The 18,207-nt window shown below is 73.8% G+C and carries 22 protein-coding genes; 8 read left to right on the forward strand and 14 right to left on the reverse strand.

Features of this window, described 5'->3' with window-relative positions; translation table 11 throughout:
- Positions 1-9 precede the first annotated feature (9 nt).
- The 3 genes from ACIQ9P_RS37670 to ACIQ9P_RS37680 all read right to left on the reverse strand — a co-directional run bounded on the left by ACIQ9P_RS37670 (position 10) and on the right by ACIQ9P_RS37680 (position 2,107).
- On the reverse strand, positions 10-798 hold the full coding sequence (locus ACIQ9P_RS37670) for an ABC transporter ATP-binding protein (RefSeq protein ID WP_402366544.1): 789 nt from the start codon (positions 796-798) through the stop codon (positions 10-12).
- A gap of 491 nt (positions 799-1,289) precedes the next feature.
- Positions 1,290-1,844, reverse strand: coding sequence for an NADPH-dependent FMN reductase (gene ssuE / locus ACIQ9P_RS37675; RefSeq protein ID WP_402366547.1), 555 nt, complete (start codon positions 1,842-1,844; stop codon positions 1,290-1,292).
- 176 nt (positions 1,845-2,020) lie between these two features.
- Positions 2,021-2,107, reverse strand: a complete 87-nt coding sequence (locus ACIQ9P_RS37680; RefSeq protein WP_353612751.1) for a putative leader peptide — start codon at positions 2,105-2,107, stop codon at positions 2,021-2,023.
- A gap of 303 nt (positions 2,108-2,410) precedes the next feature.
- Here ACIQ9P_RS37680 and ACIQ9P_RS37685 point away from each other — a divergent pair, with 303 nt between their 5' ends.
- Together ACIQ9P_RS37685 and ACIQ9P_RS37690 are read left to right on the forward strand one after the other, a co-directional pair.
- Positions 2,411-3,802, forward strand: coding sequence for an LCP family protein (locus ACIQ9P_RS37685; RefSeq protein ID WP_402366550.1), 1,392 nt, complete (start codon positions 2,411-2,413; stop codon positions 3,800-3,802).
- A 78-nt stretch (positions 3,803-3,880) separates the two neighbouring features.
- Complete coding sequence (locus tag ACIQ9P_RS37690; protein WP_402366553.1) at positions 3,881-4,381, forward strand: hypothetical protein; 501 nt, start codon at positions 3,881-3,883, stop codon at positions 4,379-4,381.
- Positions 4,382-4,418: 37 nt separating this feature from the next.
- Here the strand turns inward: ACIQ9P_RS37690 and ACIQ9P_RS37695 are convergent, their stop codons facing one another.
- Positions 4,419-5,057 (reverse strand): hypothetical protein, encoded by a 639-nt coding sequence (locus ACIQ9P_RS37695; protein WP_402366556.1) that lies wholly within the window; start codon positions 5,055-5,057, stop codon positions 4,419-4,421.
- Positions 5,058-5,324: 267 nt separating this feature from the next.
- Between ACIQ9P_RS37695 and ACIQ9P_RS37700 the strand changes: the two genes are divergently transcribed.
- Positions 5,325-5,858, forward strand: a complete 534-nt coding sequence (locus ACIQ9P_RS37700; RefSeq protein WP_402366559.1) for an NUDIX hydrolase — start codon at positions 5,325-5,327, stop codon at positions 5,856-5,858.
- Between the two features lie 10 nt (positions 5,859-5,868).
- Here ACIQ9P_RS37700 and ACIQ9P_RS37705 read toward each other — a convergent pair whose 3' ends face one another.
- Both ACIQ9P_RS37705 and ACIQ9P_RS37710 read right to left on the reverse strand, forming a co-directional pair.
- Positions 5,869-6,699 (reverse strand): arylamine N-acetyltransferase, encoded by an 831-nt coding sequence (locus tag ACIQ9P_RS37705; RefSeq protein WP_402366563.1) that lies wholly within the window; start codon positions 6,697-6,699, stop codon positions 5,869-5,871.
- Positions 6,700-6,821: 122 nt separating this feature from the next.
- The gene (locus ACIQ9P_RS37710) at positions 6,822-7,121 is read right to left on the reverse strand and encodes a hypothetical protein (RefSeq protein WP_402366566.1); all 300 of its coding nucleotides are present in this window, start codon (positions 7,119-7,121) and stop codon (positions 6,822-6,824) included.
- A 246-nt stretch (positions 7,122-7,367) separates the two neighbouring features.
- Here ACIQ9P_RS37710 and ACIQ9P_RS37715 point away from each other — a divergent pair, with 246 nt between their 5' ends.
- The gene (locus ACIQ9P_RS37715) at positions 7,368-7,778 is read left to right on the forward strand and encodes a VOC family protein (protein WP_402366569.1); all 411 of its coding nucleotides are present in this window, start codon (positions 7,368-7,370) and stop codon (positions 7,776-7,778) included.
- A gap of 56 nt (positions 7,779-7,834) precedes the next feature.
- On the opposite strand, the gene ACIQ9P_RS37720 is transcribed toward ACIQ9P_RS37715, so the two are convergent.
- Positions 7,835-8,278 carry a barstar family protein gene (locus tag ACIQ9P_RS37720; protein WP_402366572.1) on the reverse strand — a complete coding sequence of 148 codons (444 nt, stop codon included), beginning with the start codon at positions 8,276-8,278 and terminating at the stop codon, positions 7,835-7,837.
- Between the two features lies 1 nt (position 8,279).
- A complete protein-coding gene (locus ACIQ9P_RS37725; protein ID WP_402366575.1) occupies positions 8,280-8,711 on the reverse strand; it encodes a ribonuclease domain-containing protein in 432 nt (143 codons plus the stop codon).
- Between the two features lie 195 nt (positions 8,712-8,906).
- On the opposite strand from ACIQ9P_RS37725, the gene ACIQ9P_RS37730 reads away from it, so the two are divergent.
- Positions 8,907-9,431 (forward strand): peptidylprolyl isomerase, encoded by a 525-nt coding sequence (locus tag ACIQ9P_RS37730; RefSeq protein WP_402366578.1) that lies wholly within the window; start codon positions 8,907-8,909, stop codon positions 9,429-9,431.
- 72 nt (positions 9,432-9,503) lie between these two features.
- Here the strand turns inward: ACIQ9P_RS37730 and ACIQ9P_RS37735 are convergent, their stop codons facing one another.
- Positions 9,504-10,070, reverse strand: a complete 567-nt coding sequence (locus ACIQ9P_RS37735) for a TetR/AcrR family transcriptional regulator (RefSeq protein ID WP_402366581.1) — start codon at positions 10,068-10,070, stop codon at positions 9,504-9,506.
- 115 nt (positions 10,071-10,185) lie between these two features.
- Between ACIQ9P_RS37735 and ACIQ9P_RS37740 the strand changes: the two genes are divergently transcribed.
- Positions 10,186-10,626 carry a DoxX family protein gene (locus ACIQ9P_RS37740; RefSeq protein WP_402366584.1) on the forward strand — a complete coding sequence of 147 codons (441 nt, stop codon included), beginning with the start codon at positions 10,186-10,188 and terminating at the stop codon, positions 10,624-10,626.
- A gap of 123 nt (positions 10,627-10,749) precedes the next feature.
- On the opposite strand, the gene ACIQ9P_RS37745 is transcribed toward ACIQ9P_RS37740, so the two are convergent.
- Both ACIQ9P_RS37745 and ACIQ9P_RS37750 read right to left on the reverse strand, forming a co-directional pair.
- Positions 10,750-11,244 (reverse strand): peptidylprolyl isomerase, encoded by a 495-nt coding sequence (locus ACIQ9P_RS37745; protein ID WP_402366587.1) that lies wholly within the window; start codon positions 11,242-11,244, stop codon positions 10,750-10,752.
- A gap of 81 nt (positions 11,245-11,325) precedes the next feature.
- Positions 11,326-11,991 (reverse strand): class I SAM-dependent DNA methyltransferase, encoded by a 666-nt coding sequence (locus ACIQ9P_RS37750; protein WP_402366590.1) that lies wholly within the window; start codon positions 11,989-11,991, stop codon positions 11,326-11,328.
- 249 nt (positions 11,992-12,240) lie between these two features.
- On the opposite strand from ACIQ9P_RS37750, the gene ACIQ9P_RS37755 reads away from it, so the two are divergent.
- Complete coding sequence (locus ACIQ9P_RS37755; RefSeq protein ID WP_402366593.1) at positions 12,241-12,840, forward strand: hypothetical protein; 600 nt, start codon at positions 12,241-12,243, stop codon at positions 12,838-12,840.
- Positions 12,841-12,944: 104 nt separating this feature from the next.
- Here the strand turns inward: ACIQ9P_RS37755 and ACIQ9P_RS37760 are convergent, their stop codons facing one another.
- Together ACIQ9P_RS37760 and ACIQ9P_RS37765 are read right to left on the reverse strand one after the other, a co-directional pair.
- On the reverse strand, positions 12,945-13,442 hold the full coding sequence (locus ACIQ9P_RS37760; protein ID WP_402366596.1) for a GNAT family N-acetyltransferase: 498 nt from the start codon (positions 13,440-13,442) through the stop codon (positions 12,945-12,947).
- A gap of 85 nt (positions 13,443-13,527) precedes the next feature.
- The gene (locus tag ACIQ9P_RS37765) at positions 13,528-14,775 is read right to left on the reverse strand and encodes a beta-ketoacyl-[acyl-carrier-protein] synthase family protein (RefSeq protein WP_402366599.1); all 1,248 of its coding nucleotides are present in this window, start codon (positions 14,773-14,775) and stop codon (positions 13,528-13,530) included.
- Between the two features lie 562 nt (positions 14,776-15,337).
- Between ACIQ9P_RS37765 and ACIQ9P_RS37770 the strand changes: the two genes are divergently transcribed.
- Entirely contained in the window at positions 15,338-18,034 is a 2,697-nt protein-coding gene (locus tag ACIQ9P_RS37770) for a PKD domain-containing protein (protein ID WP_402366602.1), read from the forward strand.
- A 76-nt stretch (positions 18,035-18,110) separates the two neighbouring features.
- Here the strand turns inward: ACIQ9P_RS37770 and ACIQ9P_RS37775 are convergent.
- The coding region (locus tag ACIQ9P_RS37775) for an acyl-CoA dehydrogenase family protein (protein WP_360021341.1) at positions 18,111-18,207 on the reverse strand (97 nt) is incomplete at its 5' end.

Below are 18,207 nucleotides of genomic sequence, written 5' to 3' on the forward strand. Positions count from 1 at the left end.
CCCGCCCGCTCAGCTGGTGCGCTTGCCGTCGAAACGGCGCATGCGCTCAAGGACGGAGTCCGCCGTCGGGGCGTACATCTCGTCGACGATCACGCCGTCCGCGAGGAACAGCACGCGGTCCGCGTAGCCGGCCGCGACCGGGTCGTGGGTGACCATCACGATGGTCTGGCCCAGCTCGTCCACGCTGCGGCGCAGGAAGGAGAGCACCTCGGCGCCGGAGCGCGAGTCGAGGTTCCCGGTCGGCTCGTCACCGAAGATGATCTCGGGCCGGGCCGCCAGCGCCCGGGCCACCGCGACGCGCTGCTGCTGCCCGCCGGAGAGCTGGGTCGGCCGGTGCTTGAGCCGGTCGGCCAGCCCGACCGTCTCCACCACCCGGTCCAGCCAGGCCCGGTCGGGCTTGCGCCCGGCGATGTCCATCGGGAGGGTGATGTTCTCCAGCGCGTTCAGCGTCGGAAGGAGGTTGAACGCCTGGAAGATGAAGCCGATCTTGTCCCGGCGCAGCTTGGTGAGCTGCTTGTCCTTCAGCCCGGTGATCTCGGTCTCGCCGATCCAGATCCGCCCCTCGGTCACCGTGTCCAGACCGGCCAGGCAGTGCATCAGGGTCGACTTGCCGGAGCCCGAGGGGCCCATGATCGCGGTGAACCGCCCCCGCTGGATGTCGACGTCCACCGCGTCCAGGGCCGTCACCCGCGTCTCGCCGGAACCGTAGGACTTGGTCACCTGGCGGGCCGAAGCGGCGACGGCGGGGGCACCGCCGGGAAGCTGGGGGTCGTACACGGCTGCTGCTGCCGTCGTCACTGTCGTCTCCTAAGAAGTGATCCCACCCGTTGCCCCCAGCCTGCTCCGTGCCACCCGCCCGGCGACATCGCGCAGGGGATAGTTCTCGACCGGGAGTCAGCCCCACCCTCCCGGTGAACCGGGGACCCGGACCCGACCGGATCGGGTCCACCTCGGACGGGCGGGGATGTGAACCACGTTAGGAGTCGGGACCGCTTCCCCTCGTCATCCGACGGGAGGAAGCGGCCCAACCGGAGTTGTACGGGGTGGACCGCCCCTCCCCCTAGGGGTAGGCCGTTCACCCCTCAGGGACCCCCCTTACGGAGGCCCGGCGCGACGGCCCGGGCACCCTCCCGCGAGTGCTCCGCCGAGCGGGCCCGGAACCCCCGCCGGCCCCCGCGCCGCACCCCGGCGGAACCGCCCGCGGGAGCTCGCGGGAGGACGTTCGGGAGGCGACGGGAGGGCCGACGGAGGGGCCGAAACGCTTGGCCACGAAAGAAGTTGATCCGGGGTCAGGCGGTCAGGGCGGGGGTGGCGAGACGCTCCAGGGTTCCCGCGAACGCGTCCACCACCGGCCCCAGCAGCACGTCCGTCTCGCGTTCCAGCACGGTCGTGCCGTCCTCCCGGGCGGTGATGTGGCGGTCCAGTACGAACCAGCCCCGGGTGATGTGGTCGGCGCCCATCGAGCTGAGCACCGGCCGGAGCGCGTAGTCCACCGCCAGCACGTGCGCGGTGGACCCGCCGGTGGCGAGCGGCAGAACGGCCTTGTCGCGCAGCGCGTACTGCGGCAGCACGTCCAGCAGCGCCTTCAGCAGACCCGAGTAGGCGGCCTTGTAGACCGGGGTGCCGATCACCACGCCGTCGGCCTCGGCGAACAGTTCCAGCGCGGCCGCCAGCTGCGGATGCGAGAGGTCGGCGGACAGCAGCGCGTGCGCGGGCAGGCTGCGCACCTCGAACGGGACGACGCGGTGTCCGCGCTCCTCCAGCCGCGCGTCGATCAGGCGCAGCAGACGGGTGGTGCGGGAAGTCGGGGACGGCGAGCCGGAGACGGACAGGACGGTGGCCATGGATTCACCTCGGGGAGGAAGCGGGGACGCCGCTTCGGCGGCGCGCGGCACCGGCCGCGCACGCGACGGCCGGCCCGGCGGAGGCCGGGCGGCGACGCGTTCAGCGGTGGGCACGCCGCGCGGGCAGCGGCGGAACGGGGGGAGAGGAGGAGTGGTGGGGGTTCGACGGGCGAGCGTCAGCCACAACAGAGCGAACAGGACACACGCTGAAGGTCGACGTGCCGCCGACGCGTGAGGGTCCATCGCTGATCCATGGCAGTCATGCAAACACGCAGCGTTCGGGACGGTCAAGGATCGTCCCGACAACCGAACACCAGGTGAGACGGACCGTGAGACGGCGGACCGCGAGCATGGCCGGGCGAACGGCGGTCCGGGCGGCGGTGCGGGCAGCGGTGCGGCGGGCGGGCAGGGCCGGGCGCGGTCGGGTGGCCGGGCGGACACGGGGCGTGCGCCCGCCCGGCGCCATGCGGCGGAACGATCCGGCGCGTGCATCAAAACTGCTACAAGGGCCCTGGCAGGGGCCCCGGGGGGAGTCACCGGCGCCCGCGTCGGGCATCCTCTCCCACATGAACACGTGGCAGGAGGGCCGCCCGGGCGGCGGCGGGAACCCGTACGGCGGCAACGGTGGCGGTGGCGCGGCGTACGGGCCCGGCAGCGGCGGCCCGGCCGCCGAGCCGCCGCTGCCCGCCGGGCTGAACCCGCGCGGGCCGGGCGCCCCGGCGCCCCGGCAGCCCCAGCCGCAGGGACAGCCCCAGCCGGGCCGGCCGGGCCCGCCGCAGCAGGCGCCCGGGTACGGCCCCGCCCAGGGGTACGGGCAGCCGGGACCGGGCCACGGTCAGCCCGGGCAGCCCGGCGCGCGCCCGTCGGTGCCCGCGCAGGGCGGTCCGGGCGGTCCCGGTGGCCCCGGTTCCGCGCCCGGTGGCCCGATAACCCCCGGCGGGCCGCAGACGCCCGCCGCCGCCCGCCCCGGACGCTGGCCGAGGCGCCGGATCGTCAAGTGGTCGGTGTTCGGTGTGCTGATCGCCCTGATGGTCACCAGCGTCTCCACCTGGTTCTGGGCAGACTCCAAGCTCAACCACGAGAACGTGCTCGGCGACTACCCGGGCCGCCCGGCCGCGGGCAAGGGCACCAACTGGCTGATCGTCGGCTCCGACAGCCGCAACGGTCTCTCCGACAGCCAGGAGGAGGACCTGCACACCGGCCACGCGGGCGGCAAGCGCAGCGACTCGATGATGATCCTGCACGTCGGGGACAGCGGGAACACCCTGATGAGCATCCCGCGCGACTCCTGGGTGCCGATCCCCGAGCACACCGGCGAGAACGGCAAGCCCGTCAAGGCGGCCACCTCGAAGATCAACTCCGCTTTCGCCTCCGGCGGCGGCAAGCTGCTCGCGCAGACCGTGGAGACGAACACCGGCATCCGGATCGACCACTACGCCGAGATCGGCTTCGCCGGCTTCGTCGGCATCGTCGACTCGGTCGGCGGCGTGGACATGTGCATCGAGCAGGACGTCAAGGACAAGGACTCCGGTCTCGACCTCAAGGCCGGCTGCCAGAGCCTCGACGGCACCCAGGCGCTCGCCTTCGTCCGCCAGCGCCACCAGATGGCCGACCAGGACCTCGGCCGGATGCGCAACCAGCAGAAGTTCCTCGGTGCGCTGGCCAAGCAGGCGGCCTCGCCGGCCACCGTGCTCAACCCGTTCACCTTCTATCCGCTGGTGTCCTCGGGCCTCGGCACCCTGATCGTCGACGACGACGCCGGGCTGACCGACCTCGGCTCGCTCTTCCTCGCCATGAAGGACGTCAACGGCGGCAGCGGGAAGAGCATCACCGTGCCGATCGCCAACCCGGACTTCAGGACCAACACCGGCGAGTCGGCGGTCAAGTGGGACACGGCGAAGGCCAAGCAGGTGTTCGACGCCTTCAAGAACGACACCGCCGTGCCCGACGTGAAGTGACCGCCGGGAACGCGGCGGCCCGGACGCGGGACGGCACACCTGCGTGACTCGCCGTAATGCCGTCGACACAATGGGTGGATGTCACTCGTCACCGCGCTGATCTACCGCCGCCGCCACCGCCTCCTGGGCCGCCTGGTCCAGGAGGCGCTCGCCGTCTACGGGATGGAGGTGCCGGCCGCCGCCGAGATCGGGCCGGGGCTCGTCGTGTTCCACCGGGGCTTCGGCACCGTCCTGCACCCGTACACCACCCTCGGCGCCGGGGTGACGCTGTACAACGGCGTCACCGTCGGCCGGGCCGACCCCTGGGTGCCGCAGGAGGCCAGCGCGATGCGCCGGGTGGTGGTCGAGGACGGCGCGGTGCTGTGCGCGGGCGCCAAGGTGGTCTGCAAGGCCGGGGTGCTGACGGTCGGCGCCGGCACCGTGGTCGGCGCCAACGCCGTACTGACCCGCTCCACCGGACCGGGCGAGATCTGGGCCGGCGTCCCCGCCCGGAAGGTCGGGACGCGGGCGGACTGGCCCGGCGGCGCGGCGGCGGCCGGCGCGGTGACGGGCGCGACGACGACCGGGGCGCGCGCCTGAGGCACGCGGCCGGGCATCCCGGCCGGGGCGCCCCCGGTCAGCGGACGGCCACCCCCGGCAGGTGCCCCGTCGCACACTCCGCGTAGCGGTGGACGGCCGCGCCCCGCCGCCCCTCCCCCGGCCGCCCGGCCGGGCCCTCCAGCTCGCCCGCCAGGCCGTGGTGGATCGTCCGGCCTCCGCGCCCGCCCGCCCACCAGGCGTCCGACAGATGGACCACCAGGGTGGCCGGGTGCTGCGACTCGGGGCGCTCCAGGACGAGTTCGCAGCGGGCCTCCCCGGCCGGGAAGGTCACCACGGCCTCGCTGGTCCGCAGCCGCGCCCGGCGCGGCTCCCGCTCCACCGCCCAGTACGCCGACACCTTCACGTCCAACCGCCCGCCGAGACCGCCCTCGCCGGGCCGGACGTACTCCTCGTCCGGCACCCAGCGGGCGTGATTGCGGATGTCGTCCGGACCGAACCACTCCGCCCAGCTGATCCAGTAGCCGGCGATCCGCTTGATCGTCATGGCCTCGCGGAGGATCCGGACCGGGATGCGGGTCAGACTCGCGGGCTCGCTCATCAGCAGGACGCGGCCGTCCTCGTCGACCCGGGCCCCGGCCTCGGGCTCGAAGGAGAGGACGGTCACCTGCTCGCAGGTCACCTCGCCGTCGTCCTTGCGCCGACTCGTCTGCCTCATGGGTGAACCACCTTGCCGGGGTGCGGAGTTCGTCGAATCGCGGCCGCTTCCCGGACGCCGGGCCGACCACGCCCGCGCAGCTTACGGCGCCCGGCCGGCCCCGATGCCCGATTCCGCCGTATCCTCCCGGCGCGGGCGATGCGCGGCTATTCTGCGCGTGCACACGACGCCGTCCGCACCCGCGGACGCCCGGACGCGCCGCCCCCGCGCCACCTCGCCCGGGGCCCCGGGCACCGCCCCGGGCCCGCACGGAAGGAGCCCGCCCCGATGGGCGAGACGCACTGGCGGGAACTCCGCCGCGAGCCGATCCACAGCGCCTACGGGCGCGGCACCGACCGGGTGACCTTCGCCCTCCCGGACGGCCGCGAGGAGGTCTACCACCTCGGCCACGAGTACTCCTGCGCGGCCGTCGTCGCGTTGACCCCGGACCGGCGCGTCGTGCTCACCCGGCAGTTCCGGCCCGGACCGCGGGCCCTGCTGTACGAGTTGCCCGGCGGCGTGATCGACCCGGGCGAGTCCCCCGAGGACGCCGCCGCACGCGAACTCGCCGAGGAGACCGGCTACCGGGGCAAGGTCGAACACGTCACCGCCCTCTGGCACGACGCCTACTCCGACGGCGTGCGCCACGCCTGCGTGGCCACCGACTGCACCCCCACCGCCCGGATCGCGCACGACCGCAACGAGTTCATCGAGGTGGTGCTGATGGATCTGGCGGAGTTCCGCGACACCGTGCTGCGCCGGGGGCTGCTCACCGACGTCGGCCCGGCCTACCTGGGCCTCGACCACCTCGGCCTGCTGTAGCGCGCCCCGCTCAGGGCGCGGTCGGCAGGCGGTCCAGGGTGATGCCGAAGTGGGTGCGGTAGGCGCCCAGGGCCGCGTCCGCGTCGAGGAGTTCCTCGGTGCGGCTGCCGTCGGGAGCGGTGCGCAGCAGCCGGGTGCCGCCGGTGGCGCGGCTGCTGGTGAGGGTGATCCGGCCGCCGTCGGGGGTGGGGCGGGAGCACGTGGTCGCGCGGGTGAAGTGCGAGTCGGGGGAGGTGGTCTGCCACCAGCAGGTCGGGGCGAAGTCGGCCAGCCGGTACGGGCGCGGGTCGAGCCGGTACTGCGGCGCGCCGTCGAGGACGACGTCCAGGTCGCCGGTGGTGGCGGCCCCGGCGACCGGGGTGACGGTGACGACTCCCGCCGGGTCCCGCTGGGGGCCGCGCTCGTCGAGGCGCAGCGGCCGGCGCGCGAACCTGCCGAAACCGACGTCCACCAGCCGGGCGGCGCCGTCCGCCTCCACCCGCAGCGCGAGGTGGTCGAACGGCGGCCCGGGCTCGGCCCCGTCGAAGACCCGGGCCGCGAGCAGCTCGACGCGGTAGCCGAGGGCGCGGAGCAGCGCGGCGAAGGCTCCGTTGAGTTCGTAGCAGAACCCGCCGCGCCGGCGCCCGACGAGCTTCTCCAGCAGCGCCTCCGGTTCGAGGACGACGGGCTCGTCGAGGTGGACGCTCAGGTTCTCGAACGGGACGGCGTCCAGGTGCGCCTCCTGGAGCCGTGCCAGCTCGGCGGCACCGGCGCGGGCGGGCCGCTCGGCCCCGATCCGGGCGAGGTACGCCGCCACCCGCTCGTCGGTCAGGGTCTCTGCGTTCCGGAGGGTCTCGTCCATGGCCCCATCCAACCGGACCCGACGCCTCCGGTCATCGGACGCGCGACCCGGGTCGTCCGGGTGGGCGGAGTACGCCCCCGTGGGAAGCCGGAGGGGCCGACCTCCCGCGCGGGGCGGTCACCTCAGGGGACGAGCAGGCTGCGGCCGCCCAGCGCCGCGTAGGACCCGCCGGGCACGACGTACTTCTCCACCGGGCCCGCGCAGCCCGCCCCGGCCCGGACCTGGACCACCGAGTCCGTGTAGTTGGTGATCACCGGCTGGACGAAGTCGCCGAGCGGGAGGCAGCCGCTCGGATCCTGGTACGCGGCGCCGTCGACGATCAGGATCCCGTGGGCCGCGTACGCGGTGTTCGGGACGGCGACGGCGAGGGCGGCGGCGGCCAGCCAGGCCCCGAGCACGGTTGCCGTGCGTCGCTGCTTCATGCGCCACATTCCTTTCGGCCGGAGCGGGGCGGCCCTGCGCGGCCCCGCCGGTGCGGCTCAACGTAACCGGGCGGTGACGCCGCGTCGGGCAAGGAGCGGCGCGGCGGCCGGGCGCGGAGTGGGAAGTCGGACCGGTCGACTTCCGGTGCGGAGATTGCCGGCTCCCGGCTGTCACAACCGGGCCGCCGCGATCCGTCAGGGAGGCGGAGCGGCACCACCGGGCCGCCGGACGGAGAGGACAGCACCATGCTCACCAAGGTCATGTACGTCACGGTCTACGTCACCGACCAGGACCGGGCGCTGCGGTTCTACACCGAACAGCTGGGGCTGGAGAAGCGGGTCGACCACCCCGGCCCGGACGGCCGCTTCCTCACCGTGGGCGCCGAGGGCCACCCGTTCGAGATCATCCTCTGGCCGCACGCGGCGGTCGCGGGCCGGCCCGTGCTCGCGCCGGAGGTGCTCGCGCCGGGACCGCTCGTCCTGGAGTCGGACGACCTGCGGAAGGACTTCGGGATCTGGCGCGGGCGCGGAGTGGTGTTCGACCGCGCGGAGCCCGAGGAGTACCCGTTCGGCCTCCGCGTCGAAGCCGTGGACCCGGACGGCAACCGGGTGTCCCTGCGCCAGCAGGTGCCGGTGCTGACGGGCGCCGAGGACTGAACCCCGGCGAGGGCCCCGCAACGGCTTCGCGGGGCCCTCGCCGCTGTACGGCCGGCTCAGATCCTCCGGCCGGCCGCGCGGAGGCGGGCCTCGGCGGCCGCGGCCCCGGCGGGGGTGGTGGCGAAGAGGACGCGAAGGGCGGAGTCGGTCGCACAGGCGTCCAGAACGGCCACCAGGATGGCGAGTTGGTCGGGCGGCTCGTCCACGAGGAGGGCGTCGGCCCCGGTGACGAGGACGAGCAGGCGGATGTCGGCCGCCCCGCCCCCGGGCGGGCGGAGCGCGTCGTTGAGGCACTCCTCGAACGCGTCCCAGTTGTGGCCGAAGTAGCCGGGAAAGGAGAGGGCCCGCGCCCACTCGCCGAACAGGGCCGAGGTGCTGCGGCAGTCGGCGCCCCGGACGAGGCGGAGCCCGTCCGCGCCGGCGGCGCGGCCCGCCCAGGCCCGGCCCGGCAGCAGGTCCCACCGGGCCGGGCCGAACGGGGACTCGGGCACTGCGGGCACGTCAGCAGCCTTCGGAGATCTCGCGGAAGTCGGCGTAGTGGTCGCCCGTGTACCAGACCCGCAGCGCGGACCCGTCCCGGACCAGACGCTCGGCGTCCCGGTGGGTGGCGGGCGTCGGGCGCGGGTTGACGTCGTACTCGCGGTACCCGCCGCCCGCCGGGAGGTCCCCGCTGCGGTTGCCGTACGGGTTGCCGCCCCGGATGTACTCCGGGCCCGGGATCCGGAAGTCCACCGGGCGGGGACCGCCGGGCCACCCGAGGCCCTCCCAGATCCGGCAGGCCCGTTCGACCTGCGGCGGAAAGGCGTCGACGGGGAGCGGCGGCTGGAGCAGCGCCCGGGCCTCCGGGGCGGCGGCCAGCGCGGGGGCGGCGGGGGCGAGCGGGCAGGCCAGGGCGAGGACCAGGGCGGCCCGCGCCAGACGGCGGAGGGTCATGGGGGTACCCGATTCCGTGCGGGAGCGTGTCCCGAGAAGGGGTACCGCGCGGAGCTTCCTCCGTGCGGGCGGCCACGCCGCACCCTCCGTCACACCCACCCGTCCGGGTGACGGCCCTCGGCCCCGGCCCGGGGGCGGGGCGGCGTGGCAGGATCGGGTGGGTCCGGTCGGTTCGTTGAAAGGTCTCCTCAGCCCATGGGCTCGCAGCACTACGCCGTCCTCAGGACCAACCACGGCGACATCACCGTCAAGCTCTTCCAGTTCCACACCCCGAAGACCGTGCGCAACTTCGTGGAGCTGGCCGAGGGCCGGCGGGAGTGGACCGACCCCGCGACCGGGGAGGTCACGACGGCTCCGATGTACGACGGGACGACCTTCCACCGGGTCGTCCCCGACTTCATGATCCAGGGCGGCGACCCGCTGGGGGACGGCACGGGCGGCCCCGGTTACGCGTTCGCCGACGAGTTCCACCCGGAGCTCTTCTTCACCAGGCCGTACCTGCTGGCGATGGCCAACGCGGGCCCGAACACCAACGGTTCGCAGTTCTTCATCACCACCCGGGCGACCCCGCACCTCAACCGGAAGCACACCATCTTCGGCGAGGTCGCGGATCCGGCCGGGGAGAAGGTGGTGGACGCCATCGCCGCCACCGCGACCGGCCCGGGCGACCGTCCGCTGGAGCCCGTGGTGATCGAATCGGTGACCGTCGAGATCCGCTGAGCCGCCCCGGAGCGGGAAGTCGGGCCCGCCGACTTCCCGCTCCGCGCTCCCGAACCACTCCGCTCCCCCGAACTACTCCGCTCCCCCGAACACCACCCGCAGCACCTCCTGGGCCAGCTCCTCCACCCGGACCCCGCCCCGGCTCTCCGGCAGCGCGCCGTTCAGCCACAGGCTCGCGAAGCCGTGGGCCACCGACCACGCGGCGATCGTCGTCACCCGCTCCGCCCCCTCCCCCGGCGCCAGCTTCCGGCCACTGGCCGCGAGCACCGCCCCGGCGCGGTCCCGGGCCGTCGCCATCTCCGGGTCGTCCGCCCGGTACAGCTCCGGCCGGAACATCACCTCGAAGTACGGCCGGTGGTCCACCGCGAACCGCACGTACGCCACCCCCGACCCGTACGGATCCCCCGCCGCCCGCTCCAGCGCCTCCGCGAACAGCTCGAAGCCCTCCGCCGCGACCGCCGTCAGCACCCCCGCCTTGTCGCCGAAGTGGTGCGCCGGCGCCGCGTGCGAGACCCCCGCCCGGCGCGCCAGCTCCCGCAGGCTCCAGCCGGACGGGCCGGACTCCGCGATCGCCGCCAGTGCGGCGTCCAGCACCGCCCGGCGCAGGTTCCCGTGGTGGTAGCCCTCGACCTTGCCCATGGCCCGTTCCTCTCGTCGGCGACCCCCAGAGCATATCTAGGCATTGACAAGATTGCTCGCCCAGGCCAATCTTTCCAGTGACAAGATTGCCAGTGACAAGCTTGGAGAGTCCGCCATGGCCCCGCTCATCGCCCTTCTCGGCGGCTTCGCCGTCCTCCGCCTGCTCGGCCTCCTCGCCGTCGACACCCTCGACGCCTGGCAGCCCGCCGTCCGCGGAGCCCTCGCCCTGATGTTCGTCACCACCGGCGTGCCGCACTTCCTGCCCGCCTTCCGGCGCGACTTCGTCGCGATGATCCCGCCGGCGCTCCCCCGCCCCGAGCTGCTGATCACGCTCACCGGCGTCCTCGAACTCGCCGGCGCCGTCGGACTCCTCGTCCCGCCGCTCGCCCCCTACGCGGCCGCCGGACTCGCCCTGCTGATGCTCGCGATGTTCCCCGCCAACGTGCACGCCGCCCGCACCGGCGGCACGCTCGCCGGGAAGCCCGTCACCCCGCTGCCCGCGCGCACCGCGCTGCAGGTGCTGTTCGTCGCGGCCGCGGTCGCGGCGGCGGTCTGACCACCCGGGCGGAGCGGGAAGGGCGCCACCGGCCGGGACACCGGGGCGAGAAGTCCCGGAACGCGCGGACGCGGCCCGCTCGACGAGCGGGCCGCGTCCGAATGCGGGGAAGGAGACTTCCCCCTACTCCACGATGCCGGACTTGGCGATGCTGATCTTGCCCTTGGTGCGGCCGCTCTGCGAGCCGAGGCCCTCGATCTTCTGCACCAGGTCGAGACCCTCGACGACCTCGCCGAAGACGACGTGCTTGCCGTCCAGCCAGTCGGTGACGATGGTGGTGATGAAGAACTGCGAGCCGTTGGTGTTCTTGCCCGCGTTGGCCATCGAGAGCTGGCCCGGCTTGGTGTGCTTGAGCTCGAAGTTCTCGTCCGCGAACTTCTCGCCGTAGATGCTCTTGCCGCCGGTGCCGTCGCCCCGGGTGAAGTCACCGCCCTGGAGCATGAAGCCCGGGATGACGCGGTGGAACGACGAGCCCTCGTAGCCGAAGCCGTGCTGGCCGGTGGCGAGCTCGCGGAAGTTCTGCGCGGTCTTCGGGACGACGTCGTCGAAGAGCGTGAAGACGATCCGGCCCGCCGGCTCGTCGTTGATGGTGATGTCGAAGAAAACGTTGGAACCCATGCAGGGATCATGGCATGCCGGGCGCCCTGCCGCGCGGCACCCCCCGACGGAGCGGCGGCCCGGGCGGCCCCGGGCGGGGCCCTAGGAGGGGGCCCCGGCCGTCCGGTGGGCCAGCAGGTACGCCTGCGGGGTCCGCTCGTCGGGTTCCGGTTCGCGGACCAGACGGGTGGTGACCCTCAGGCCCGCCGCCGCGGCCAGCGCCTCGATCCGCTCCGGACGCTGGCAGCGGAAGTCCAGGGTGACGGGACGGCCGAACGGGCGGTCGAGCCGCAGGGCGTCGTCACCCACCTGGAAGGCCAGCAGGAGCGGGGCGCCGGGGGCCAGGACGCGGTGGAACTCGGCGAACACCCCCGGGAGTTGTCCGGCCGGGGTGTGGATGATCGAGTACCAGGCGACGGCGCCGGCCAACTCGCCGTCGCGGTAGGGCAGATCGAGGAGGGACCCGGCCTCGAAGGGGATCCCGGGGTGCGCGGCCCGGGCCAGTTCGACCATGCGCGGGGAGAGGTCGAGACCGCGGACGTCCAGGCCGAGCTCCGCCAGGTGGCCGGTGATCCGGCCCGGACCGCAGCCGAGGTCGGCGACCCTGCCGCCGCCGGCCGTCGTCACCAGTTCGGCGAACACGCCCAGCAGGGCGCGGTCCCAGGGCATCGCGGCCAGCGCGTCACGGTAGCGGTCGGCGTAGTCGGCGGCCACGGCGTCGTAGAACGTCCGCGCGGCGGTGAGGAATTCGGGCTCGGCGGTGGTCACGGCGACCGACCCTACCGGGGCGGCTGCGCCAGGTGCGGCAGGGGTGGTGGCGGTCACCGGCCGAGCCCGACCGGAGGAATCGCGCGGGGGCGCGTAGACGGCGGACGGCGGAATGATCAACTCGAACGGATCACCGAGGTGACGGCCCGCCGTGCGTGCTAGAACCGTCGGCGGCAGTGAACGCTCACCCGCGATCACCGTCACCCCGCACCGTGCACCCACCGGCAACTCCTCCACCGAAGGAGAACCATGTCCGTCGCACGAACCGTCCGTACCGTCCGCAACGCCCTGCTGGCGGTCCTCGCCGCCGTGGCGCTGATGCTCTCCGGTGTGGCCACCGCCGACACCGCCACCGCCACCACCACGGGGCTGGACGGCAGCTGGGCCTGCTCCGTCCCGTCCGGCTACGTCTACGACCAGGTGTCCATGAACCGCAGCTGCAGCGGCGGCGGCAGCTGGAACTCGCCGCAGTTCCACCTGCGCACCCCGGTCGACGGGCTCACCGCCTGCGTCAGCGCGCCGGGCTTCGTCTACGACAACATCACCTGGGGCCTCTCCTGCAGCCAGCAGGCCGGCGTGAACTCCAACATGTACCACCTGCGCACCCCGTACGACGGCCTCACCGCCTGCGTCGGCACCCCCGCCTTCACCTACGACTACGTCACCTACACCTCCGGGTGCAGCCTGAACCAGGGCGTCCAGGCCACCACCTTCCACCTCCGCACGCCGCGCAACGGCCTCTGGGCCTGTGACGTCCCCCGCGGCTGGACGTACAGCACCACCACCTCGAACCTGGACTGCGCCGCCATCCGCGGGGTGCCGACCACCAAGTTCCTGCTGGTCGGCTGAGTCCGCGCCGAGGCTGAGCCGACCCCGGGCTGAGCCGGTCCCACGACGAACGGCGGGCGACCCGGCGGCGGCCGGGTCGCCCGCGCGTCCGTCCGGCCGTTCCGTCAGGAGAGCTCCAGCTCCGCGACCGCCTGGTCCCCGCTGAACTCCCCGGTCGGGCGGAAACCGAGGCGCTCGTAGAACCCCGCCGGGCCGTCCTCCCCGGGCACGTAGGTGACCGTGACCCGGCGGCCGCCGCGGCGGCGGATCTCCGCGGCGACCTGCTCGACGGCGAAGCGGCCGTAGCCCTTGCCCTGGGTGTCGGCGGCGATGTTGAGGCGCCAGAGGCCCGAACGCGGCAGGTCCCCCGGGCGGTCCGGGTAGAAGGTGACGTCGAAGAAGGCCATCACGAAGCCGACCGGGCGGTCGCCGTCGTAGACGAGTCGCGGCCAGGCGGTCTCGCCGTGGGCGTACGCCTCGGCGAGCGACTTGACCACCGGGGAGACGAAACGCTCCTGGTCCGGTCGGACCTTGAGCTCCAGTGCGGCGTCGATGGTGTCGGGGGTGACCGGTTCGAGCCGCAGGGCGGCCGGGGCTGCGGACAGCGGGGATTCCGTGGACATGCCGGTCAGGGTAGTGAGTACTCGCCCGCGGGGCTCCCGGTTTTCCCGCCGTCCCGGGCCCGGGCTCCCGGTCCCGCGTGCCTCCTCACGGCGCCGGCGTGAACACCAGCGAGGCGTTGTGCCCGCCGAAGCCGAAGGCATTGGTGAGGACCGCCCCGACCGGCCCCCGGCGCGCGGCCCCGGCGACCACGTCCAGGCCGACCGCCGGGTCCAGCCGCTCCAGGTTGCGGGTGGGCGGCACGATCCCGTCGCGCAGCGCGAGGACGGAGGCCAGCGCCCCCAGCGCGCCCGCCGCGCCGAAGAGGTGGCCGGTCATCGACTTGGTGGCGGTCACCACCGGGTGGGCGCCGATCGCCCCGGTGACCGACTCCGCCTCGGCCAGGTCACCCAGCGGGGTGGAGGTGGCATGGGCGTGGACGAGCCCGATGTCCAGCGGCGACAACCCCGCCCCGGCCACCGCCCGGCGGATCGCCCGGACCTGCCCCTCCGGGGCGGCCGCGGTGATGTGGTGGGCGTCCGAGGTGACGGCCGCGCCGGCCAGCACGGCGTGGGCGCGGGCCCGGCGCGCGGCGGCGAAGCCGGCCCGCTCCAGCACGACGACGGCCGCGCCCTCGCCGATCACGAAGCCGTCCCGGTCGACGTCGAACGGCCGCGAGGCCCGGCCGGGTTCGTCGTTGCGCAGCGAGTGGGCCCGGGCCTGGGCGAAACCGGCCAGGGTCAGCGGACAGACGCACGCCTCGGCGCCGCCCGCCACCACCACGTCGGCCCGGCCGAGCCGGATCAGGTCCAGGCCGAGGGCGATCGCCTCGGCACCGGACGCGCAGGCGCTCACCGGGGTGTGCGCGCCTGCCCGGGCACCCAGCTCGATCGAGACCCAGGCCGCCGGGCCGTTGGCCATCAGCATCGGCACGGTGTGCGGGGAGACCTTCCGGACGCCGGACGCCTCCAGCACGTCGTCCTGGCCGAGCATGGTGAGCGCGCCGCCGGTGCCGGTGCCGATCACCACGGCCAGCCGCTCGCCGTCCACCTCGGGGCGGCCGGCGTCGGCCCACGCCTCGCGGGCGGCGATCAGCGCGACCTGTTCGCAGCGGTCGAGCCGCCGGGCCAGGACCCGGTCGAGGACCTCGGTCGGCTCGACCGCGAGCTGCCCGGCGATCCGGACCGGGAGCCGGGCGGCCCAGTCGGCCCCGATCGGCCGGATCCCGGACTCCCCGGCCAGCATCGCCGCCCAGGTCGAGGGGACGTCACCGCCGAGCGGAGTGGTCGCCCCGAGACCGGTGACCAGCACCGGCTCGGGGGCGAGGGCTCGGGGCGGGTGATTGTCGGTATCCATCGAAGGGACTCCCTGGCTCGGGCGGGACTGTTGAGCAGCCACAACTCACCGCACCGGCAGGCACGGGAAGATCCAGCCACATCAGCCACACTGCCATGGCCTTGATGGTCATTCAGGTGTGTCAGCCAACCGATTCGAACATCGTGAAGTTGGGGGAACTCAACATGTTCACCCTGGGCGGCGGGGTCCTGCGCGATGCCACCGGGGACTACGACCGCGGCACCCGGTCCCGCCGGGGCGACGTCACCGCCGCCGTGGGCACTCCCGCGCTCACCGAACCGGCCGTCGCCGCCCCCCGACGGACCACCGCGCAGGCGCGAGCCGGAGCCCCCGGTCGGCCCCCGTCAGCCCCGGGGCTCCGGCTGTTCCGGGGCCGAAAACCCGCAATCCGGACCTAAAGGATCATGGTCTTAGGACAATCGGTTTTCCGGTCGCACGCGCAGCGTCCGCCCTGCCATACTCGGGCCGAACTTCACCGGCCCCACACCGATGCGCCCCTCCGGTCGCCGGCGGCGAGGAGCCGGCGAACGCGCCATCACATCGAAACAGGGGGAAGCACCTCGTGCGTCCGCGTCTCGCCCTCGGGCTGACCGTCGCAGCGGCCATCGCCGCACTCGGACTACCCGTTCCCGCCACAGCGGCTCCGGCCTCCACCGCGACCACACTGCACGTCAGCAAGTACACCTACGGCTGCACCGACCAGGGTCCCGGCACCGTGACCCAGCCGTTCTGCACCGTCTCCGCCGCGGCCGCCGTCGTGGAGCCCGGGCAGACCGTCCAGGTCACACCCGGCGACTACCCCGAGCAGGTCCGGATCACCCGCTCGGGCACACCGGACAAGCCGATCACCTTCGTCGGCGGAACCCCCGACCTCGCGCCGTTCGGCGGCATGCCGACCGTCCACGGACCGGCGGACAGCGCGTCCTTCGTCCTCTCCGGAGTGCACGACGTCACGCTCCGGGGCTTCCGCACCTTCGCCCCGCGCGGTGTGCAGGTCCTCGGCTCGTCCCAGGTGGTCCTGGACCGCAACTGGTACGACCGCTCGGGCAACCGCGAGTCCCTCCACGTCGGCGAGGGCAGCGATCACGTCACGGTCAGCCGGAACCTCTTCGACCACTCGTACGGCATGGTCGTCGACGGCGGCGCGCACGACGTCCTGGTGAGCGGCAACGACTTCAACCGCACCGAGAGCACCGGCCTCACCGCCACCGGTGTCGCCGACCTCGCCGTCACCCAGAACACCTTCGCGCTCAACTGCTCCGGCAGCGTCCTGGTGGACGGCGACTCGCCGCGGGCCGTGGTGAAGAACAACATCGCGGTCGACGGGAACGTGAAGAGCATCCAGGCCGACAGCCCGTACTGCTCGCCCTCCGGCAACGGCGCCGCGGCCCGGATCACCGTCTCGGCCGCCGCCGCCCCGACCGCGACCGTCGACTACAACGTCGTGCACGCGAAGTCCGGCTACCAGCTCTACAAGTGGGCCGGGACCGGCTACACGTCCAGGACCGCGTTCACCACCGCCACCGGGCAGGGCACGCACGACCTCGACCTCGACGTCGAGTACTCCGCCTCGACCTACGCCCGGCCGTTCGACCGGCTGACCGACGCGGCGGCCGGGGCGATCGACTCCGCCGACCCGACCGCGCCCGGCGTCGACGGCGACATCTTCGGCCAGCCCGCCATCGACCACCCGCTGATCGCCGGCACCGGCCCGGGCACCCGCGACCGCGGCGCCTACGAGATCAGCGGCATGACCGGGAAGACCTCGCTCAAGGTCACCGGCGCGGACACCCCGACCCCGAAGGGGCCGTCGCCGCTCACGGTCGACGCCCGACTCGGCTTCCAGAACGCCTGGAACACCGGCGCCGGCAGCTACCTCGTCGACTTCGGCGACGGCAGCGAACCGGTCCGCACCACGGAACCCATCGTGCGCCACACCTACACGCTGGTCCCCAGCACAGCGAGCAAGTTCTACACCGTGACCGCCGTCGCCATCGACGCCACGGGCGGCCGCAGCGAGGCCGCGACCGCGTACGACGTCATGGCCAACCCCTCCTTCCCGCTGTCCGGCTTCGTCACGGCCAGGACCGTCAGCTGGCCCTACGCGTTCCGGTTCGACGTCCACTCGATGTCCCCCTACGCCCTGACGACCGGCACCATCGACTTCGGCGACGGCACCACCGCGGACGTCCCGCCGACAGCGGACCACGTCGATCACACCTACGCGGCGCCCGGCTCCTACACCGTGACCTACACGACCCGGGACGAGGCCCAGGAGCGCGCCACCACCGTGGACGTCGAGGTCCTCCTCGACGCGTCGGCCGCCGTCCTCAAGCCCGGCGAGCGGGTGCAGGTGCTCGCCGCCGGCTCCTCCTCGCTGCTGAACGGCGGTGCCCACTACGGCTACGGGGTCTGGGCGCCGTTCACCTCCGTCCCCGCGGCCGACCGTCCGTTCGCCGAGAGCGCCGTCACCGGGACCGCCGCGGGCACCACCTGGGACAACGTGGTCCACAACGTGGTCTCCGCCGACGGCCGGATCCACATCGCCGACCGCCGTCTGTCGGACGGCGGATGGACCTCCTGGGGCGAGATCACCGCGAACGGTGTCGCCGGACCGCTGCCCGGCGTTCCGACCCAGATCGCCGCCGCCGCCATGGGCTCCAAGCTGCACGTCCTCGCCCTGGTCGACGGCCGGGTCTACCAGGCCACCGGCGACTGGTCGGAGGGCACCTGGAGCGGTTGGGGCGACGTCTCCGCCGCCTCCGGGCTGCGACCCGCCTCCCGTGTCGCGGCCACCGTTTACGGCAGTTCGCTGCACGTCGTGGCCCTCGGGACCGACGGCCGGGTCTACGACGCGACCGGCGACTACGCCGTCGGCGCCTGGACCGTCAACGACCCCACCTCCGTGATCGGCCTGCCGTCCGGCGCGCCGATCAGTCAGCTCTCGGCCACGGTGGTCGGCGGCACCCTGCACATCCTGGCGGTGACCGGCAACCGGCTCCGCCAGGCCAGCGGTGACCTCTACCGGGGCCAGTGGACCGGCTGGGGCGACATCACCGGCGCCACCGGCGACATCGGCCCGATCGACCGGATCTCCGCCGTCAGCCTCGGCAACCGGTTGCACGTCTACGCCCTCGCCGGCGGCACCCTGCGCGACGCCATCGGTGACTACAGCCGACTCACCTGGACCGGCTGGGGCAACGTGAGCGCCGCCACCGGTGCGCCCCGACTCGACGAACTCGCGGTGAGCACCGGCTGATCCCCCGTCCGCGGGAACGCCCGGAGCCCCCGGCCGAATCGATCGGTCGGGGGCTCCGGGCTGTCCGGTACCGGTGTCACGGGAGGTTGCGGGCCATCACGATGCGCTGGATCTGGTTGGTGCCCTCGTAGATCTGCGTGATCTTCGCGTCCCGCATCATCCGCTCCAACGGA

Source organism: Kitasatospora sp. NPDC094019 (assembly GCF_044764505.1).
In the GTDB taxonomy this organism is placed as follows: domain Bacteria; phylum Actinomycetota; class Actinomycetes; order Streptomycetales; family Streptomycetaceae; genus Kitasatospora.

Bases quoted from the DNA above. Each gene is read 5' to 3' on its own strand.
- ssuE (WP_402366547.1), bottom strand. From the start codon at position 1,844: ATGGCCACCGTCCTGTCCGTCTCCGGCTCGCCGTCCCCGACTTCCCGC.
- ACIQ9P_RS37680 (WP_353612751.1), bottom strand. From the start codon at position 2,107: ATGACTGCCATGGATCAGCGATGGACCCTCACGCGTCGGCGGCACGTC.
- ACIQ9P_RS37685 (WP_402366550.1), top strand. From the start codon at position 2,411: ATGAACACGTGGCAGGAGGGCCGCCCGGGCGGCGGCGGGAACCCGTAC.
- ACIQ9P_RS37690 (WP_402366553.1), top strand. From the start codon at position 3,881: ATGTCACTCGTCACCGCGCTGATCTACCGCCGCCGCCACCGCCTCCTG.
- ACIQ9P_RS37695 (WP_402366556.1), bottom strand. From the start codon at position 5,057: ATGAGGCAGACGAGTCGGCGCAAGGACGACGGCGAGGTGACCTGCGAG.
- ACIQ9P_RS37700 (WP_402366559.1), top strand. From the start codon at position 5,325: ATGGGCGAGACGCACTGGCGGGAACTCCGCCGCGAGCCGATCCACAGC.
- ACIQ9P_RS37705 (WP_402366563.1), bottom strand. From the start codon at position 6,699: ATGGACGAGACCCTCCGGAACGCAGAGACCCTGACCGACGAGCGGGTG.
- ACIQ9P_RS37710 (WP_402366566.1), bottom strand. From the start codon at position 7,121: ATGAAGCAGCGACGCACGGCAACCGTGCTCGGGGCCTGGCTGGCCGCC.
- ACIQ9P_RS37715 (WP_402366569.1), top strand. From the start codon at position 7,368: ATGCTCACCAAGGTCATGTACGTCACGGTCTACGTCACCGACCAGGAC.
- ACIQ9P_RS37725 (WP_402366575.1), bottom strand. From the start codon at position 8,711: ATGACCCTCCGCCGTCTGGCGCGGGCCGCCCTGGTCCTCGCCCTGGCC.
- ACIQ9P_RS37730 (WP_402366578.1), top strand. From the start codon at position 8,907: ATGGGCTCGCAGCACTACGCCGTCCTCAGGACCAACCACGGCGACATC.
- ACIQ9P_RS37735 (WP_402366581.1), bottom strand. From the start codon at position 10,070: ATGGGCAAGGTCGAGGGCTACCACCACGGGAACCTGCGCCGGGCGGTG.
- ACIQ9P_RS37740 (WP_402366584.1), top strand. From the start codon at position 10,186: ATGGCCCCGCTCATCGCCCTTCTCGGCGGCTTCGCCGTCCTCCGCCTG.
- ACIQ9P_RS37745 (WP_402366587.1), bottom strand. From the start codon at position 11,244: ATGGGTTCCAACGTTTTCTTCGACATCACCATCAACGACGAGCCGGCG.
- ACIQ9P_RS37755 (WP_402366593.1), top strand. From the start codon at position 12,241: ATGTCCGTCGCACGAACCGTCCGTACCGTCCGCAACGCCCTGCTGGCG.
- ACIQ9P_RS37760 (WP_402366596.1), bottom strand. From the start codon at position 13,442: ATGTCCACGGAATCCCCGCTGTCCGCAGCCCCGGCCGCCCTGCGGCTC.
- ACIQ9P_RS37765 (WP_402366599.1), bottom strand. From the start codon at position 14,775: ATGGATACCGACAATCACCCGCCCCGAGCCCTCGCCCCCGAGCCGGTG.